Raw genomic sequence first — 18,340 nt, 5'->3', positions numbered from 1 at the left:
CCGGTGGGGCGGCACTGCCGGGGGGCGACAGCGTCAGGAGCCGCCTGCGGGGACGGCATGAGACACGTGGTGAGAACTGCGGGTGGTGTCGGGCCGATGAATCGAACGACTTATCTCAAATCATGATTGAACTCTTAAGGCATGTCCTCGTCAACACTTCGACCTCGCTCACCGGATGGCCGGACATCACCACGCCCGCCCTTCGGGGTCGAGCCTGCCGAGAGGAGCCCCGTCACCTCCCCCGGCCGCCCGGCCCCGGACTTTGAACTCTCCGATGACAAAGTATGGACATGTCAAGCAGAAGTCCTCTAGCTTGGCGGCGCGAGTGCAGCGCCACCGCAGCAGACCGGAGCGAGATCCGGCACGGTCCGGTCCCCACCTCCTGGAGGACCAATGCCCCCACGTCTGTTCCCACGCGCTCGAAAACACTTCATCCCCTTACTGTTCGCGGGGACCCTGGCCGCGGGTCTGTGTTCCGCCCCGCCGGCCGCCGCCGCTCCCGCGGACATCCCGCCCCAGGAACCCGGGGTCACTCTGCGCGTGTTCGACGTGCAGACGCCCCTGAGCAAGCTGTGCACGCTGAAACCGGGGCAGACCCCCAACCACGACAAGCTGATGCCGACGGTCGACTGGTCCACCGAGGCCGACTTCGGCGGCCTGTCCGACCACTTCGTCGCGGAGGCGTCGGGCTACCTCGACGTTCCGCGCGACGGCTCGTACGTGTTCCGTCTGACCAGTGACGACGGCTCACGGCTGACCGTCGACGGCGACCTCGTCATCGACCACGACGGGCTCCACGGCGCCGAACCGAAGGACGGCACGGTCCATCTCACCGCCGGTGCGCACCCGTTGCGCATCGACCACTTCGAGCGCGACGGCGGGCAGCGGCTCCACCTGGCCTGGAAACCTCCGGGCGAGAGCGACTTCACGGTCGTGCCCCGCGAGGCGCTGAGCACCGACGCCGACGTCGTCCGCGTCACCGCGCCGGGCCGCAAGGAATGCGAGGCGAGCGGAGACTCCCCCGGCGACGGTCTGCCGCTCACCGGCGTACGGCCCGACCTGACCCTCACCGACCTGCGCCCGGACGGCTTCGAACCGCAGGTCAGCGGCATGGACTGGCTGCCCGACGGGCGGCTGGCGATCAGCACCTGGGGCGGTTCGGACAACGTTGCCGGAGAGGTCTACCTGCTCGACAACGTCACCGGCGCCACCAGCCGCGACAAGGTCACCGTCACCAAGGTGGCGAGCGGGCTGCGCGAGCCCATGGGCATCAAGTACGTCGACGGGGCGCTGTACGTCTCGCAGAAGCACGAGCTGACGCGGCTCGTCGACCGGGACGGCGACGAGGTCACCGACGAGTACCGCACGGTCGCCACCTGGCCGTACGGAGGCAACTTCCACGAGTTCGCCTTCGGTCTGCTCTACCGCGACGGCTACTTCTACGTGAACCTCTCCGTCGCCATCGACCTCGGCGGCGCGACCACCGTGCCGCAGCCGGCACCGGGCCGGGGGGCCACGTACAAGGTCAGCGAGAGGACGGGGAAGATCAGTCCGGTCGCGGGAGGGCTGCGGACGCCCAACGGCATCGGCTGGGGACCCGAGGGCAGCATCTTCGCCACCGACAACCAGGGCGGGTGGCTTCCCTCGTCGAAGCTCGTCCAGATCAAGAAGGACCGCTTCTTCAACCACTACACCGAGCCCTCCGGCCCCTTCGAGGACTCCCCCGTCACCGAGCCGGTGCTGTGGCTGCCGCAGAACGAGATCGCCAACTCGCCCTCCACTCCACTGCACTTGAAGAAGGGAACGTTCGCCGGGCAGATGCTGCTGGGCGACGTCACCTACGGCGGCCTGCAGCGCGCTTTCCTGGAGAAGGTGAAGGGCCAGTACCAGGGTGCCGTCTTCCGCTACACCCAGGGGCTCGAAGCGGGCGTCAACCGCATCACCCTGGGCCCCGACGGCGCGATCTACGCCGGCGGCCTGGGCGCCGGCGGCAACTGGGGCCAGGAGGGCAAACTCAAGTTCGGCCTGCAGAAGCTGACCCCGAACGGCGAGAACACCTTCGACATCCGCACCATGCGGGCCGTGCCCGGCGGCTTCGACCTGACGTACACCCAGCCGGTGTCCGCCGCCACCGCCGAGGAACTCGCCGCGCACTACCGCGCCGAGCAGTGGCGCTACACGCCGACCGCGGACTACGGCGGTCCGAAGATCGCCGAGGAGCGGCTCGCGGTGCGTTCGGCGACGCTCTCGAAGGACGGCCGCACCGTCATGCTCCGGCTGGACGGTCTGAAGCCGGGCCGCGTGGTGCACGTCCGCTCCCCGCGCCCCTTCTCCTCCGCCTCCGGTGAGCAGTTGTGGAACACCGAGGCCTGGTACACCCTCAACCGGATGCCGGGCGAGCAGCCGCCGCCCGCCACCCGGTACGAGGCCGAGGAGGCGCGCCTGACGGGCACGGCCGGTGTCGACACCGACCACGTCGGCCACTCCGGCAGCGGCTTCGTCGACCGTTACGCCACGGAGGGCAGGGCCGGCACCACCTTCGACGTGACGGTCCCGAAGGCGGGCGCCTACGCCGTGGGGCTGCGCTACTCCAACGGGCCCAACCCGTTCGAGGGCACCAAGTCCCTTTCCCTGTACGTCAACGGGAAGAAGGTGCGGCAGACGAAGCTCGCCTCCACCGGTGACTGGGACTCGTGGTCGACACGGACCGAGAAGCTGGGCCTGCGCGCCGGACCCAACACGGTCTCCTACCGGTACGACCCCGGCGACACCGGCCATGTCAACCTCGACATGATCAGCGTCCATCCGCACGGAGCCCCGGTCACCCTCTTCGACGGCACGGCCGGCTCACAGGCCCAGTGGCAGCACACCGACGGAAGGACCTCCCGATGGCCGCTCGCCGACGAGAAGTCGATGGAGGTGTGCTGCGGTGACCTCCGCACCAAGGACGCGTACCAGGACTTCGCGCTGCACGTGGAGTTCCGCGTCCCGCTGCTTCCGCCCGATGTCACCGGGCAGGACCGCGGCAACAGCGGCATCTTCCTCCAGGACCGCTACGAGCTCCAGATCCTGGACTCCTACGGCGACACCACACTCGGCACCGACGAGGCCGGGGCGCTCTATCTGAAACGGGCGCCCGACAAGAACGCGGCCACGGCTCCCGAGACGTGGCAGACCTACGACATCGTCTTCCGCGCGGCCCGCTTCGACGAGAACGGCCGCAAGATCGCCGATGCCCGGGTCACGGTGGTGTGGAACGGGCAGAAGGTCCACGACGACGTCGCCCTGGACGGGCCCACGGCGTCGGGCAGGGCCGAGACGCCCGCTGCGGGAGCCCTCCGGCTGCAGGACCACGGGAACAAGGTCCGGTTCCGTGACATCCGGATCACACCGTTGGCACCGCTGGACTGACGCCCGGCCCGGAGCCGGCCGACGCCGAGGGCGTCGGCCGGCGGGCCGGGTGGTGCGGCCGGGACCGAGGGGCGGTTGTCAGTGGCGCGTGTCACGCTGAGATCACCTGGAGTCACGCGGAACAGCGAAAGGAATTCGTCGTGATCACCAATGATTTCGCCCCTGGTTCCCCGTGCTGGCTGGACCTCGGCACTCCCGATGTCCGGGCCGCCGCGGCCTTCTACGGCGCGGTGCTCGGCTGGGACTACGAGTCCATGGGTGAGGGCGAGGAGATGGAAGGCGGGATGTTCCGGAAGGACGGCAAGATCGTCGCCGGGCTTGGGAAGCTCACCGAGGAGGGTGCGCGGCCCGCCTGGATGCTCTACTACCGCGTCGACGACGCGGACGCCGCGACCCGGGCCGTGCAGCGCGGCGGCGGTACGGTGCGGGTGGCTCCGACGGACCTCGACGAGTGGGGCCGGATGGCCCAGTACAGCGATCCGCTGGGAGGCCAGTTCGCGGTCTGGCAGCCGGGCACGAGCAAGGGTGTCGAGCTGGTGGACCAGCCGGGCTCGCTGTCCTGGACCGAGCTGTACACCAGCGACGCGGCGGCCGCCAAGGAGTTCTACGGCGGTGTCTTCGACTGGCGGTTCAGCGACATGGAGCTGCCGGGCGGCGGGGGCACGTACTCCCTCATCACCCCCGCCGGGCTTCCCGAGGAGCGTATGCACGGCGGCGTGATGGAGCTGGGCAAGGAGCACCTCGCCCTGACCGGCGGACACCCTTACTGGCATCCGGTCTTCGCCGTCGCCGACTGCGACGCCGCGGTCGCGGCGGTCACGGGCAACGGCGGCAGTGTGCAGATGGGCCCGGAGGACGCGGAAGGCGTCGGCCGGCTCGCCGTCTGCCTCGACCCCTGGAACGCGGACTTCGTGGTGCTCACCCCGTCGGAGAGCTGAATCCCGGTCACGGGGCCGACAAGGGGCGCCGCAGGAATGGCCCGGGGTCGGCATCGGGCAGGCAGCGCCAGGGCCGAGCCCCTGGCGTCCCACGCATGCCCGGCGGTACCACCGCGTGCAGAATGGAGCGATGTCGCCTTCCAACGCTCCCGCCACACCGCCCTCCTGGCACGCCTTGCCCACCTCCGATGTCACCGATCGGCTCGATGTGGAACCGGGTGCGGGGTTGTCGTCCGACGAGGCGGCGCGGCGGCTCACGGAGCATGGGCCGAACCAGTTGGACGAGGCTCCCCGGGAGCCCCGTTGGCGGGCCTTCCTGCGCCAGTTCCAGGATCTGCTGATCATCATTCTGCTGGTGGCCGCCGTGGTCAGCCTGGTGGTGTCCCGGGAGTGGGAGACACCGATCGCGATCGCGGTGGTGGTCCTGCTGAACGCGACGATCGGGTTCGTGCAGGAGTCCCGGGCCGAGGCGGCTCTGGACGCCCTTCGGGAGATGACGGTGACGCATGCCACCGTCCGCCGCGACGGGCGGCTGGTGCAACTGGCCGCCAGTGAACTGGTTCCCGGGGACGTGATCACCCTGGCGCCGGGCGACCGGGTGCCGGCCGACGGCAGGCTGCTGACGTCGGCGTCCCTGGAGGTGCAGGAGTCCGTCCTGACCGGTGAGGCCCTGGCCGTGGCGAAGGACGCGGACGCCGAGGTCGCGCCGGACGCCCCGTTGGCCGACCGGGTGACGGCGGTGTTCATGAACACCGCCGTCACCCGCGGCCGCGGCGAGGTCACGGTCACCGCCACCGGCATGAGCACCGAGACCGGCCGTATCGCCCACATGCTGCACCAGGCCGAGCCGGGGCCGACGCCGCTGCAGCGCCAGATCGACACGCTCAGCCGCACCCTCGCACTGGTCGCCGGGCTGGTCATCGTCATCGTCTTCGTCCTCGGCCTGGTGCGCGGGCAGGACTTCGGCGACCTGTTCGTCAGCGCCGTGTCACTCGCGGTCGCCGCCATCCCCGAAGGGCTGCCCGCGGTGGTCGCGTTCACCCTCGCGATGGGCACCGGCCGGATGGCCAAGAAGGGGGCGATCGTCAAGAAGCTGGCGTCGGTGGAAACCCTTGGCAGCACCACCCAGATCTGCACGGACAAGACCGGCACGCTGACGCTGAACCAGATGACGGCGCGGGAAGTGCTGTCGGCCGGCCGTCGGTTCACCCTCTCCGGCGAGGGGTACTCCACCGAGGGGCGGATCCGCACCACCGACGGGCAGCCCTTGCCGGCGACCCTGGACCACGCGCTGACCGCGATGGCCCTGTGCACCGACGCCGCGATCCGCGACGGTCAGGTCGTGGGCGACCCGACCGAGGGTGCCCTGGTCGTGCTGGCCGAGAAGGGCGGCATCGACGTGACCGGCCTGCGTCAGGAGCGGCCGCGGCGGCTGGAGATCCCCTTCGACTCCGACTACAAGTTCATGGCGACCTTCCACGACTGGACGGACGACTCCGGGCGTGCGGTGATCCGATGCTGCGTCAAGGGCGCCCCCGACGTCCTCGCGGACCGTGCGGACCGCTACCTCGGCAACGAGGGGTTCCTGCCGTTCGACGAGGCGGCACGGAGGCGGTTCGACGAGGGCAACGCCTCCCTGGCCGAGCAGGGCATGCGGGTGCTGGCGCTGGGGATGGAGGACTTCCCGGCCGATGGGTTCCGGGCCCCCGAGGACCCCAAGGACCTCCTCGACCGGATCGTGCTGACGGCGCTGGTGGGCATCGTCGACCCCCCGCGTCCCGAGGTGCGCGCGGCCATCACCGAGTGCAGGGAGGCCGGAATCCGGGTCCGGATGATCACCGGCGACCACGCGGTGACCGCCGGTGCCATCGCCCGCGAGCTCGGCATCCCCGGAGAAGCGGTGACGGGTGCCGAGCTGGACCGCGTCGATGACGACGCCGTGTTGGCCGAACGGCTGGACGAGGTGGGCGTCGTCGCCCGGGTGTCCCCCGAGCACAAGATCCGTATCGTCCGGGCGTTGCAGGACCGCGGTGATGTGGTCGCGATGACCGGTGACGGTGTCAACGACGCGCCCGCGCTGCGCAAGGCCGACATCGGGGTGGCGATGGGCATCACCGGGACGGAGGTCACCAAGGAGGCCGGCACGATGGTGCTGACCGACGACAACTTCGCCACCATCGTGTCCGCCGTCCGCGAAGGCCGCGGCATCTACGACAACATCGTGAAGTTCACCCGGTTCCAGGTCTCCACCGCCCTGGGCTTCGTCGCCACGTTCCTGGTCGCCTCGCTGACCGGTCTGGCCGGCGGGGCGCCGTTCACCGCCCTGCAGATCCTGTTCGTGAACCTGGTCATGGACGGTCCGCCGGCCATGTCCCTGGGCGTCGACCCGGTCGACCCGGACGCGATGAGCCGGCCGCCCCGGCGCGCCGGCGAACGCATCCTCAGCCGGCAACGCCTCGCCCGGATCCTCCTGGCGAGCGCGGTGATGGCGGTCGGCACCCTCGCGGTGCTGATCTGGGCCCCCGGACCCGAGGCGGAGCTGGGGAAGGAGACCGTGGCCGGCACGATGGCCTTCGCCACCTTCGTGTTCTTCCAGGTCTTCAACCTGCTCAACGTCCGGCACGACACCCGCAGCGTGTTCAGCCGTGAAACGCTGCAGAACACCTCCGCGTTCGTCGCCACCGTCGCCGTGGTCGTCCTGCTCGTGCTCATCGTCGAGACGGACGCCCTGCACGGCTTCTTCACCACGACCGATCTCACCCCCGGCCAGTGGCTGGCCTGTGCGGCCGTCGGCTCCGCCATCCTCTGGACCGGTGAAGTGCTCAAGGCCGTACTGCGCACCCGGGCCCGCCGTGCTCGCGCCGCCGCCAGGCGGTCGGCCTCCCGTCAGGCGGCCTGACGGCACGGAGAGCGGTACGACCTCGTGGTGCGGGGCCCGCGGGACGCACGGACACGAGGGGCGCACGAGCTGTTGAGCTCGTGCGCCCCTCGGGCTTCATCCGGACTTCGGTGGTGCCGGTTCCCGCTGCCGGAAGGCCCAGTCCATTCTCGGCTCGAACACGGCCCGGAAGGCCCGCCGCACCGGTGCCGTGCACAAGACGGTCACGACCACGGCGGCGACGACGGTGACGGTGATTCCGCCGAGCGGGTGGTGGAACCAGTCGTTGCGGGACCAGTGCCAGTGGTTGGCGGCCTGGATGACGAAGCCGTGCAGCAGGTAGCCGTACAGCGTGCCGGCGCCGAGCGCGGTGTACCACGTCCGGCGTCGCGGAACGAGGGCGAGGAAGCAGGCGACCAGGACCGTCGAGCAGCCGAAGATCGCCAGCGTCATGACGGGCCCGTACCAGGCGGGCGCCGCGAGGTCCTCGGCACTGGAGTTGTGGAAGAACCAGGCGTAGTTCATCCGCGTCACGGCCCAGTACGCCATGACCAGCGCGCCGAGGAAGACCGGTACGGCCAGGACGCGCACCTGACGGCGCCGCACCCTTTCGAAGTGCTCCGGCTTGAGGGACAGGCCGAGTACGAAGTAGGGCAGGAACTGCAGGGTGCGGTGGAGGTCGAGGTCCTTGCCGACGGACGGGGCGAGGGTGGTCAGTGCCGCGATGGTGAGGGCGAGGGGCAGCGGCCACCGCACGGACCGCCAGATCGGGGTGGTCAGCCGCCAGATGAACAGCGCGGCCAGGAACCAGGTCAGGTACAGGGGATCCAGCAGGCTGATCGAACGGTCCGGCTTGCCGTCACTCCACCGGGTGAAGAAGGTGTACGCCACCTCGAAGACGACGTAGGGCACGGCGACCCCGGTGACCAGACGCTTGATCCGTCCCGCGCTCCAGTCGAAGCCGCGCGAGAAGTAGCCGGAGATGACGATGAACGCCGGCATGTGGAAGGCGTAGACCAGCGTGTAGAAGGCGGTGACGGTGCGGCTCTCACTGCGCAGCGGTTCCCACGCGTGGCCGACCGCGACCAGCACGATGGCCAGGTATTTGGCGTTGTCGAAGAGCGCGTCCCGCGGTTTCGCCGACCGGGTGCGCGCGTCGGCCGGCGCGGGGGCGGCGCGGGTCTCCCCCGTGGCCGGTGCCGTCCCGCCGGGCGTCGTCGGTGGCCCGTCCGTCTCCCCGGGGCTGCGCGAGGGCAGCGTTTCTTTCACGATTCCTTCCTTCGGGAACCCAGACAGAGCAGAACACCTCTTACGAGAGTTGCGTATGCGACACGAGAACAACGACTCGGGAAACCGTAACCGGGGCAGGCGCCGGGGTAAACCCGGGCCCGTGGTCGTGTCACCGTTGCGAGCGCGTACGTCCAGCCGCTCCCGGACCCGCGGAATCCGCCCACGCCACGGGTGTCCACTTTCGGCCATTCACGCCGTGTGAGCACGCAGCGGACCCTTCCTCGATCGCCACCGCCTCTATGCTTCTACGTGCTTGTAGAAGGCCCTTGCCGGATGCCCGCGGGGGCGTGCGGCGTCGCGCCTACGGAACAATCGCACGCGAAGGAGTGAACGCCGCGATGGTGTTCAAACGACTGCTCGGTTCGCTCGGAGTGGGTGGCCCCACGGTCGACACGGTCCTCGACCCCGGTGCGCCCCGGCCCGGGGCCGCGCTGACCGGGCAGGTCCACCTCAAGGGTGGAGACGCCGACTTCGACATCGAGCACATCACGCTGGAGCTGGTGGCCCGGGTCGAGGCCGAGCACGGGGAGGGCGAGAGCGAAGGCGTCGTCGCCTTCGAGCGATTCACCGTGGGCGGCGGCTTCCGGCTCGCCGCGGGCGCGGCGCACAGCGTGCCGTTCTCCGTGATGCTGCCCTGGGAGACGCCCGTCACCGAGCTGCACGGCCAGGGCCTCGGCATCCTCCTGGGCGTGCGCACCGAGCTCGCCGTGGCGGGCGCCAGGGACAAGGGTGACCTGGACCGGCTGAACGTCGGCCCCCTGCCCGTACAGGAGGCGATCCTCGAGGCGTTCGGCGGGCTGGGCTTCGGCTTCAGGTCCGCCGACCTCGAGTACGGCCGCATCGGCGGCACCGGCCAGCGGCTGCCCTTCTACCAGGAGATCGAGCTGACCCCGGCGCCGCAGTACGCCCACCAGGTCAACGAGATCGAGGTGACGTTCCTCGCCGGTCCCGGCGGTATGGAGGTCGTACTGGAGGCGGACAAGCGGGGCGGGCTCTTCTCCTCCGGCCACGACGCGGTCAACCGGTTCACCGTCTCCCACGACGGCGTCGAGCACCAGGACTGGAACGCCGTCGTCGACGACTGGATGCGCCGGCTCGTGGAGCACCGGGCCTCGTACGGCGCGTACGCCGGTCACGGGCACGGCGGCCACCACGTCCACGACGAGCACCACCACGACGTCCACCGCTCCGGCCCCGGCATGGGAACCGTCGTCGCGGCGGGCGCGGCCGGGCTCGCCGTCGGTGTCGTCGGCGGCATGGTCGCGGCCGAGGTCGTCGACGAGGTCGGGGACTTCTTCGAGGAAGACGAGGCCGAGGGGGCCGAGGGGGCCGAGGGGGAGGACTGATCACCGCGAGGCGCCCCCACCCCTCGCCTTCTACATAATTGTAGAAGATAGGCTGCCGACGCACGGACGTGAAGAGACGAGGAGTGGGTGGACATGGGCGTCATCGCTTGGCTGGTACTGGGGCTGCTCGCAGGAGCGGTGGCCAAGGCCGTCCTGCCCGGACGCGATCCGGGCGGGCTCATCGGCACGACGGTCATCGGCATCGCGGGGGCTTTCCTCGGTGGCTGGCTGTCGTCGCAGTTCCTGGGCCGCCCGGTACAGCGGGAGTTCTTCGACGCCGCCACCTGGGGCTCGGCCATCGTCGGCGCGCTCGTCCTCCTCATCGGCTACCGCCTCCTCTTCGGCAACTCGCGCGACTGAACCACCGAGAACGAGCAAGGACAACCAAGAAGGAGTACGCAGTGGGTGTTTCCCTGTCCAAGGGCGGCAACGTCTCTCTCAGCAAGGAGGCCCCGGGGCTGACCGCGGTCGTGGTCGGCCTCGGTTGGGACGTCCGCACGACCACCGGCACCGACTACGACCTCGACGCCTCCGCACTGCTGCTCGACGCCTCCGGCAAGGTCCCGTCCGACCAGCACTTCGTCTTCTACAACAACCTGAAGAGCCCGGACGGTTCGGTGGAGCACACCGGCGACAACCTCACCGGTGAGGGCGAGGGCGACGACGAGAGCGTCAAGGTGAACCTCGTCGGCGTGCCCGCCGAGATCGACAAGATCGTGTTCCCGGTGTCGATCCACGACGCCGAGAACCGCGGACAGAGCTTCGGCCAGGTCCGCAACGCCTTCATCCGCGTCGTCAACCAGGCCAACAACCAGGAGATCGCCCGCTACGACCTCTCGGAGGACGCCTCCACCGAGACGGCCATGGTCTTCGGCGAGCTCTACCGCCACGGTGCCGAGTGGAAGTTCCGCGCCGTCGGCCAGGGGTACGCCTCAGGACTCTCCGGAATCGCCGCCGACTTCGGCGTCAACGTCTGACACCGAGCCGGACCACCCGCCGGGTCGGCCCGTACGGGCCGACCCGGCGTGCTCGTTTCTACCGGGTGGGCGGGATGCGGTAGACCGAGACGTGGGAGCGCGACTCGGCGGTGAAGGGGGCCCCGGCCCAGTCCGCGTGTCTGGCCTCCAGTTCGAAGCCGGCCAGCTGGGCCATCAGGTCGAGTTCGGCCGGCCAGACGTAGCGGTGGGGGCTGCGGGACAGCCGCGCCTGCCTGGTCCCGTCGAACCGGAAGTGGTGCGACACCACCTGCTGACGCAGGACGTCGTACGTGTCCAGGCCGATGTATCCGGGCTCGGACTGCCAGACCGTGGCCTCCTGGCCCGGTGGGAGCTTGCGCAGCTCCGGCACCCAGAGCTCGATCACGAACCGGCCCCCGGGGACGAGGTGGCGGGCGGCGTTGCGGAAGCACTCGACCTGCTCGGTCTGGGTGAGCAGGTTGGAGAGGGTGTTGTAGACGAGGTAGACGAGGCTGTACTCGCCCGGCGCGACGGCGGTCGCCATGTCACCGATGACCACCGGGATCGTCGCCTCGTCCGCCTTGGTCCGCAGCCTCTCCACCATCGGGACGGACAGCTCGATTCCGGTGACCGGCACCCCCCGCTCGACGAGGGGAACCGCCACCCTGCCGGTCCCGACGGCGAACTCGAGCGCGGCCCCCTCCCCGGCGAGGCCGACGAGCCGGTCGACGGCCGGCTCCAGGGTCTCGGGCGCGAACATGCCGGTGCCCGGCGTGTCGTAGCGCTGTGCGGTGTCGGCGTCCCAGATCTCCTCCTGCTGCATTCCCCCAACATGTGCCGACGGCCCGTGTATTGTCCACCCGATTCTCGGAGGCCGGTTCCACCCCTGGGCCCGGTCCGTCCCGCGCCGCCGCCGACCGCTTCAGTGGCCTGCAAAAGGCGGGCGTGTGAGGGTCTGGTGAGGGTCGTCAGGCAAGGAACGAGGCAAGCGTTTTGTGCATATGCACCTGATAAGATCATCGAACTTTCAGTAGACTGACGGCGCGTCATGAACGCGTACGGGGGACAGTCTCTAAGGCCCCGTCGCCAAGGTGTGAGGTGTGGTCCGTCCGTGGGCTCGAGCCGTTCGACGGCCGGATTCCTCGAGTCGGATCGGTGGACCCTCCGCGCTCCCGGCACGATGCGACTTGAAGAGAGTCTCATGACGTCATTGATCAGGGATCCACTGTTGTGGATCTTGCTGGTAGTGCTCATCGCTGCGGTGTTCGCAGTGATGAGGGCACGGAGAACCAACCTGGCGCTCCGCAGAACGAGGAAGGACCTGGAATCGGACCTGGGTCAGGCCCAGGGCCAGCTCGCCCAGCAGCAGGGGTACATCGCCACCCTCAACGCCCGGCACCAGGGCGACCTCGCCGACGTCCGCGCGGATGCCGAGTCGTCGACCAAAGCCGTACTGAAGTCGGCGATGGGAACGCTGCAGTCCCTCGCCGAGGAGCAGCAGCTGCTGCTGGACGGCCTGCTGAAGAAGTACGGCAACGACACCGAGGTCCTCGCCGACCTGATGTCGGTGGACCACACCGGCAGCCAGTTCAGCCGCCGGGCCAAGGGCATCTCGGTCCTGTGCGGTGGCTGGCTGGGCCGGCGTGACGGCGCGGCGACCGTGTACGACGTGGCGCGCAGCGCCCAGGGTCGGATCAAGGACTTCAACCGGGTCGGCATCCACGCGCAGGTCAGCGTCTCCGTCTCCGCCAAGGCCGTGGAGCCGGTGGCCGTCGTGCTGGCCGAGCTGCTGGACAACGCGACCACCTACAGCGCTCCGGGCACGCCGGTCGAGGTCAACATCCAGGCCGTCCCGACGGGGGTGTGCTTCATCGTCGACGATGCCGGCCTGGGCATGGACCAGGAGACCAAGGACCGGGCCGCGGCTCTGCTGTCGGCCGACAGCGAGGTCGACATCACCGGTCTGGGCGACCCGCCCCGGTTCGGGTTCGCGGTGTGCGGCATGCTCGCCACGCGGTACGGCTTCTCCGTCTCCGTCGGCTCGGTGTCCCCCTACGGCGGAGTGCGTGCAGTGATCCGTGTACCGGAAAGTCTCCTGGCCGCCGACGCGCCCGCACCCGCCGAGCCCGTCCAGGAGGCCGTGAGCCAGGAGGCCGCCCCGCAGCGGCTGGCTCCCGTCCCGGTGGGCCCCTCCCATGTGGTGGGCAGGACGAACGGCGGGCTTCCCAAGCGACGCCGGCGGCAGGGCCCCATCTCGGTGGTGCCCGCGCCGGACGACACGGCCGGTGTCGACGAGCAGACATCCGAACCGGCCAGCGAGGTGACCGCGTCACGCCTCGGGGCGTTCGCCCGTGGCACGCAGCTCGGTCGGATCACGAACACCATGGAAGGACCTGATCAGCGGTGAACACCGACCTGTCGTGGGTGCTGAACGACGTGCTCGAGGTGCGTGGTGCCCGTCACGCCGTACTCGTCTCGGGTGACGGCCTGCTGCTTCAGCGTTCGGACGACATCTCGCGCGACGACGCGGAGACGAACGCCGCCGCCATGAGTTCCATGCAGTCCCTCAGCCGGGCGGTAGCCGGTTTCGTCGGGGCGGGGAACGGCGTCTGGAAGCAGACGCTGCTGGAGTACGACGGCGGCTGGATCTTCCTGAGCGCCGCCGGTCAGGGCGCCTACCTGGCCGTCTCGGCGGCTCCGGACGTCGACATGGAAGCCGTGTCGTTCCGCATGCAGAAGACGGTGACGGCGCTGAACAAGGCGATGAGCGTGGCACCACGCACGAACCACGGTGTCGGCTCATGACGGCTCCCGGCGAAGAAGGGTCCGTATCCAGCGACTTCGTCCGCTCCTACGTCATCACGGGTGGCCGGAGCCTGCCGTCTTCGGACGATCTTGCATTGCACACCCTCGTCACGCTGGCTCCCGAGCGGACCCTCCCGCTCGGGGCCGGGCCCGAAGTGACGGCGATCTGGGACCTGTGCGCGGGGGGCTACCTGTCGGTGGCCGAGGTGGCGGGCCACCTCGGCCTGCCGGTCGGGGTGGCCCGCCTGCTGCTGACCGACCTGTTCGAGCAGGGGCACCTGCTGCACCGCGCCGAACCGCCGCGGGCCCAGAACGTTGACAGAGCGACCCTCGAGAAGGTTCTGCATGGACTCCAATCCCTCATCAGCTGAGACGGCCCAGGGCTCCATCTACGTCTCCAACGCGGTGACCAATGCCGCGAAGATCCTGGTCGTCGGGCATTTCGCCGTGGGCAAGACGACTCTCATCGGTTCGCTGTCGGAGATCACTCCGCTGCGCACCGAGGAGAAGATGACCCAGGCCTCCGTCCACGTCGACGACCTGCGGGGCGTGACGGACAAGACCACCACCACGGTCGCCCTGGACTTCGGTCGTCTCACGCTGAGCGAAGACCTCGTGCTGTACCTGTTCGGCACGCCGGGACAGCAGCGCTTCATGCAGCTGTGGGAGGACATGGCGCGCGGTGCGCTGGGAGCCCTGCTCCTGGTCGACCCCGCGCGGCTGGAGGAGACCTTCCCCGTCATCGACCTCGTCGAGGGGTACGGCCTGGAGTACGCCATCGCCGTCAACACCTTCGACCCGTCCGCCACGTACAGCGAAGCAGAGGTGCGTGAGGCGCTCGACCTGCTGCCGGACACTCCCGTCGTCTACTGCGACGCCCGTGACCAGCGATCCTCCGCGAAGGCACTGATCGCGCTGGTCCGGCATCTGCTCGAGCGCGCCGCCTGACCGTCACGCGCCCACTCCACCCGGGAACAGCGGTTCCCGGATCACCAAGGAAGACTTCATGGATCTTCAGCCGACATCTGCGCCCACGGGCAGCAGATGCCCCATGCACGACGCCTCGTTCGCCGCCGATCCGCAGGCGCTCTACGACCAGCTGCGCGCCCACGCCCCGGCCGGTCCGGTCGAGCTCGCCCCGGGCGTGGACGCCACGCTGGTCGTCGGGCACGAGATGGCGCTGCGCGTCCTGCAGAACACCGAGCTCTTCGCCCGCGACGCCCGTCGTTGGAAGGCCCTGAACGAGGGGCGCATCGGGATGGACACCCCGGTGCTGCCGATGATGGCGTACCGGCCCAACTGCCTGTTCACCGACGGTGCGGTGCACCTGCGGCTGCGCAAGGCGGTCACCGACAGCCTGGCCCAGCTCAACATCACCCGGGTCCGCCGCGACGTCGAGCCGATCGCCGACTACCTCCTCGACCAGTTCAGCGAGCGGGGCCGCGCCGACCTGCTCAACGACTACGCCAAGCTGCTGCCGCTGCTGCTGTTCAACAAGCTCTTCGGCTGCCCCGCGGACATCGGTGACACCCTCACCACCTCGATGTCGGCGATCTTCGACGGCAAGGACGCCCTGCGCGCCAACGAGGACCTCACCGCCTGCCTCATGGAGCTGATCGCCCTCAAGCGGCGCCAGCCCGGCGACGACGTCACCTCCTGGCTGATCCAGCACCCGGCCGGGCTGACCGACGAGGAGCTCAAGGACCAGCTGGTGATGCTGATGGGCGCGGGGGTGGAACCCGAACGCAACCTCATCGGCAACGCCCTGGTGCTGTTGCTGTCCGGCGCGGGCGGCCGGCAGAGCGGCATGCTGATCGAGGAGGCACTCGATCACGTGCTGTGGAACCAGACCCCCATCGCCAACTACGCGACCCACTACCCGGTCCAGGACGTCGACCTCGGCGGCCATGTGGTGGAGGCGGGCACCCCGGTCGTCATCTCCTTCGCGGGCGCCAACAGCGATCCCGCGCTCGCCGAGGCCCGCCGCATCCGCAGCAGGGGCGCCCACCTGGCGTGGGGGGCCGGCCCGCACGCCTGCCCCGCCAAGGACCCGGCGCAGGTCATCGCGATCACCGCGATCGAACGACTGCTCAACGCGCTGCCCGACCTGACGCTGGCCGTACCGCAGGAGGAACTGCAGTGGCGGCCGGGGCCGTTCCACCGCGCGCTGGTGACGCTGCCGGCGACGTTCAGTCCGTCGCCGGCCACGCGGATGGCGGCGGCTCTGCAGCACCGGGCCGCGTCGGCCGGTGCGGAACAGCCGCTGCCCGTGACCCAGGCCGCCCCGGCGCGGCGGGAGTCGGGCCGGTCGGGCCGGAGGAAGGGCTTCTGGAGCAGCTTCCTCGATGTCTTCCGCGTCTGATGCACGGCATGTGACAGGAGCAACACTCTGTGGCGCATGACGGAGGAGGGTGGAAGGGTAGATTCCGGCGGTACCGGCAGCGCCCAGCCAAAGGAGCTTCGCGTGACCGCCGTTGGCGAAATACGTGACACCATCACCATCCCCGGCACCAGTAACACGGACCGCCGGACCGTCATCTCCCTCCTCCGTCGACTGCGTTCGAGTGAAGGACAGACCAACCCGCTTCCCGTCTGGGAGGAAATGCGTTCCATGGGAGACGTCGTACGCGCCCCCTGGGGCGGCTACTTCGTCACCGGATTCGAGGCGTGCAGCCAGGTCCTGCGCGGCAGGAACTGGCTCGTCCCGGACTTCGCCTGGCAGGAACGCCAGTCGGACCGGCAACGCTGGGAAGACCCCGCCACCCGTGAGATGACCAGAACCCTGATCCGCCTCAACGCCCCCACCCACACCTGCCAGCGGCGGGCCCTGGGCAACCCCTTCGACCGCTCCTCGATCGAGCACGCGCGCCCCCGGATCGCCGCTCTCGTCTCCGGTCTCCTCGACGACCTCGACGACCGGCTCAGCGCCGACGGCGAGGCGGACTTCAACACCGTCGTCGGTGAGCAGTTGCCCGTCCGCACCGTCGGTCAGTGGCTCGGCCTCGACCCGGCCGACCACGCGCACATCCTGGACTTCACCCACCGGCAGGTCTACGCACAGGAGTTGCTGCCCAGCAAGAGCGAACTCGCGATATCGGCCCAGGCCACCCTGGAGATGCGGGCCTACTTCACCGAGCTCATCCGGCACCGGCGCGCACACCCGGGCAACGACGCCCTCACCGGCTGGATCCACTACTGGGACGCCCAGTACCCGGACGACCGGGCCGCGGCGGACCAGGTGCTCTACGACCTGACGATGTTCATCACCATCGCCTCCCTGGAGACCAGCGCCGTCCTGCTGACCAACGCCGTCTGGTTCCTGACCCAGGACCCGTCGCGCGCCGACTGGCTGCGGCGCAACCCCGACCACATCGACGACGCGATCGAGGAGACGCTGCGCTACGACCCTCCCGTGGTCGTCAACTCCCGTATCGCCGCCGACGACACCGTCCTCGCGGGCGTGCCGATCGCGAAGGACACCACCGTCCACGTCCTGTACGGATCCGCCGCCCACGACCCGCGCCGCAATCCGGACCCCGGTTCCTTCGACATCCTGCGCAACGGCGGGCACCTCACCTTCGGCGGCGGCGCGCACTACTGCCTCGGAGCGGGCCTCGGACGACTCGAGGCGCGTGAACTCCTCGTCCAACTACTGGAACGTTTCCCCACATTGCGGCCCACCGCGCCTCCCACGTACGACACCACCCGTATCGTTTTCCGCCGCATCACCTCCCTGAAAGTGACGATATGAACGCCCCGCTTCTGTCCGGCGACCCCGACGACCGGATACTGAAGACCCTGCGCACCCACCGGCAGGGTCCTGTCCTCACCATCGAGTTGAACGTTCCCGAGCAGGGCAACGTCGTGAGCGAGGCCATGCTGGACGACCTGCTCACCGTGCTGGACGACCAGGACCCCTCGGTGCGCGTCCTGGTGATGACCGGCGCCGGGCAGGACTTCTGCCTCGGCGGGGACCGCGAGGAGTTCGCCGGGCACCTCGCGCACGACGCCACCGGCAACGGCATCCGTGTCTCCGGCGTCAAGGCCCGGCGGGTGTGCGACGCGCTGACCTCCCACTCCGCCGTCACCATCGCCCGCGTCCAGGGCAGGGCCATCGGGGCCGGCTTCGCCCTCGCCCTCGCCTGCGATCTGCGGGTGGGTGCCGACACCGCGAGCTTCCGGCTGCCCGAACTCGCCCTCGGTCTGCCCACGGCCTGGGGTGGCCTGCTGCCGCGGCTGGTCAGCGAGGTCGGAGCCGCGTCCGTGCGTGAACTCATCCTCACCGGACGCCCCCTCCCCGCCCACGAGGCCCTCGGTCTGTCGATCCTGCAGCGGGTAGTGCCCGAGGAGGCGCTCGACGCCGCGGTCGACGAGTGGGCCAGACCGCTCCTGCGGCGCTCGTTGCCCGCCGTGCGGGTCACCAAGACGCTGCTGAACTCCCTGACCGCCTCGACCCGCCTCGCCGACGCGTCGGTCCTGGATCCCGAACTGATGGCGGCGGTCGCCAGCGAAGTGCACCATATGCGTACGCCCCGCTGATCGCGCCCTTCACAGCGTCACCGGCCCCTGGAACACGCCGACTTCCGGGGGCCTTGTTGTGCGTTTCGCCGGGGCCGGGCCGTTTCGGTCGAGCACCGCGACGGCCTCGCTCTCCACCGGGTGGTCGAGGGTTGCCGGCCCGCCGGCAACCGCGTCACGCGGTCGCGCGTCCTGGGA

The 18,340-nt window shown here is 69.8% G+C and carries 15 protein-coding genes; 13 read left to right on the top strand and 2 right to left on the bottom strand.

Annotated elements, in window-relative coordinates; translation table 11 throughout:
• Window positions 1-393: 393 nt before the first annotated feature.
• From ACVW19_RS33370 to ACVW19_RS33360, 3 genes are all read left to right on the top strand, one after another.
• Window positions 394-3,411, top strand: a complete 3,018-nt coding sequence (locus tag ACVW19_RS33370; protein ID WP_457464268.1) for a family 16 glycoside hydrolase — start codon at window positions 394-396, stop codon at window positions 3,409-3,411.
• A gap of 140 nt (window positions 3,412-3,551) precedes the next feature.
• Complete coding sequence (locus ACVW19_RS33365; protein ID WP_457464267.1) at window positions 3,552-4,349, top strand: VOC family protein; 798 nt, start codon at window positions 3,552-3,554, stop codon at window positions 4,347-4,349.
• A 130-nt stretch (window positions 4,350-4,479) separates the two neighbouring features.
• Entirely contained in the window at window positions 4,480-7,248 is a 2,769-nt protein-coding gene (locus tag ACVW19_RS33360) for a cation-translocating P-type ATPase (RefSeq protein WP_457464265.1), read from the top strand.
• Window positions 7,249-7,344: 96 nt separating this feature from the next.
• Here the strand turns inward: ACVW19_RS33360 and ACVW19_RS33355 are convergent, their stop codons facing one another.
• Window positions 7,345-8,496 carry an acyltransferase family protein gene (locus tag ACVW19_RS33355; protein ID WP_457464263.1) on the bottom strand — a complete coding sequence of 384 codons (1,152 nt, stop codon included), beginning with the start codon at window positions 8,494-8,496 and terminating at the stop codon, window positions 7,345-7,347.
• A 359-nt stretch (window positions 8,497-8,855) separates the two neighbouring features.
• On the opposite strand from ACVW19_RS33355, the gene ACVW19_RS33350 reads away from it, so the two are divergent.
• The 3 genes from ACVW19_RS33350 (at window position 8,856) to ACVW19_RS33340 (ending at window position 10,840) form a co-directional block, all read left to right on the top strand.
• Window positions 8,856-9,863, top strand: coding sequence for a sporulation protein (locus ACVW19_RS33350; RefSeq protein WP_457464262.1), 1,008 nt, complete (start codon window positions 8,856-8,858; stop codon window positions 9,861-9,863).
• Between the two features lie 93 nt (window positions 9,864-9,956).
• Entirely contained in the window at window positions 9,957-10,223 is a 267-nt protein-coding gene (locus tag ACVW19_RS33345) for a GlsB/YeaQ/YmgE family stress response membrane protein (RefSeq protein ID WP_457464260.1), read from the top strand.
• Window positions 10,224-10,264: 41 nt separating this feature from the next.
• A complete protein-coding gene (locus ACVW19_RS33340; protein WP_457464258.1) occupies window positions 10,265-10,840 on the top strand; it encodes a TerD family protein in 576 nt (191 codons plus the stop codon).
• Between the two features lie 58 nt (window positions 10,841-10,898).
• Here ACVW19_RS33340 and ACVW19_RS33335 read toward each other — a convergent pair whose 3' ends face one another.
• Window positions 10,899-11,642: a class I SAM-dependent DNA methyltransferase gene (locus tag ACVW19_RS33335; protein ID WP_457464257.1), complete on the bottom strand. Its 744-nt coding sequence runs from the start codon at window positions 11,640-11,642 to the stop codon at window positions 10,899-10,901.
• Between the two features lie 378 nt (window positions 11,643-12,020).
• On the opposite strand from ACVW19_RS33335, the gene ACVW19_RS33330 reads away from it, so the two are divergent.
• From ACVW19_RS33330 to ACVW19_RS33300, 7 genes are all read left to right on the top strand, one after another.
• The gene (locus ACVW19_RS33330; RefSeq protein WP_457464256.1) at window positions 12,021-13,226 is read left to right on the top strand and encodes an ATP-binding protein; all 1,206 of its coding nucleotides are present in this window, start codon (window positions 12,021-12,023) and stop codon (window positions 13,224-13,226) included.
• Entirely contained in the window at window positions 13,223-13,624 is a 402-nt protein-coding gene (locus ACVW19_RS33325) for a roadblock/LC7 domain-containing protein (protein WP_457464254.1), read from the top strand. The genes ACVW19_RS33330 and ACVW19_RS33325 overlap by 4 nt, the downstream gene beginning before the upstream one ends.
• Complete coding sequence (locus tag ACVW19_RS33320; RefSeq protein WP_109378557.1) at window positions 13,621-13,995, top strand: DUF742 domain-containing protein; 375 nt, start codon at window positions 13,621-13,623, stop codon at window positions 13,993-13,995. Before ACVW19_RS33325 ends, ACVW19_RS33320 begins: the two co-directional genes overlap by 4 nt.
• A complete protein-coding gene (locus ACVW19_RS33315; protein WP_109378558.1) occupies window positions 13,970-14,572 on the top strand; it encodes a GTP-binding protein in 603 nt (200 codons plus the stop codon). The genes ACVW19_RS33320 and ACVW19_RS33315 overlap by 26 nt, the downstream gene beginning before the upstream one ends.
• A 103-nt stretch (window positions 14,573-14,675) precedes the next feature.
• A complete protein-coding gene (locus tag ACVW19_RS33310) occupies window positions 14,676-15,986 on the top strand; it encodes a cytochrome P450 (protein ID WP_457464251.1) in 1,311 nt (436 codons plus the stop codon).
• A 102-nt stretch (window positions 15,987-16,088) separates the two neighbouring features.
• Window positions 16,089-17,375, top strand: coding sequence for a cytochrome P450 (locus ACVW19_RS33305; protein ID WP_457464249.1), 1,287 nt, complete (start codon window positions 16,089-16,091; stop codon window positions 17,373-17,375).
• Window positions 17,372-18,163, top strand: a complete 792-nt coding sequence (locus tag ACVW19_RS33300; protein WP_457464248.1) for an enoyl-CoA hydratase/isomerase family protein — start codon at window positions 17,372-17,374, stop codon at window positions 18,161-18,163. The genes ACVW19_RS33305 and ACVW19_RS33300 overlap by 4 nt, the downstream gene beginning before the upstream one ends.
• Window positions 18,164-18,340: the final 177 nt, after the last annotated feature.

The sequence above is a fragment of the Streptomyces sp. TE5632 genome (assembly GCF_054061295.1).
The sequence above is the reverse complement of the archived record's forward strand: the minus strand, read 5'-3'. Positions and strand labels throughout refer to the sequence as shown.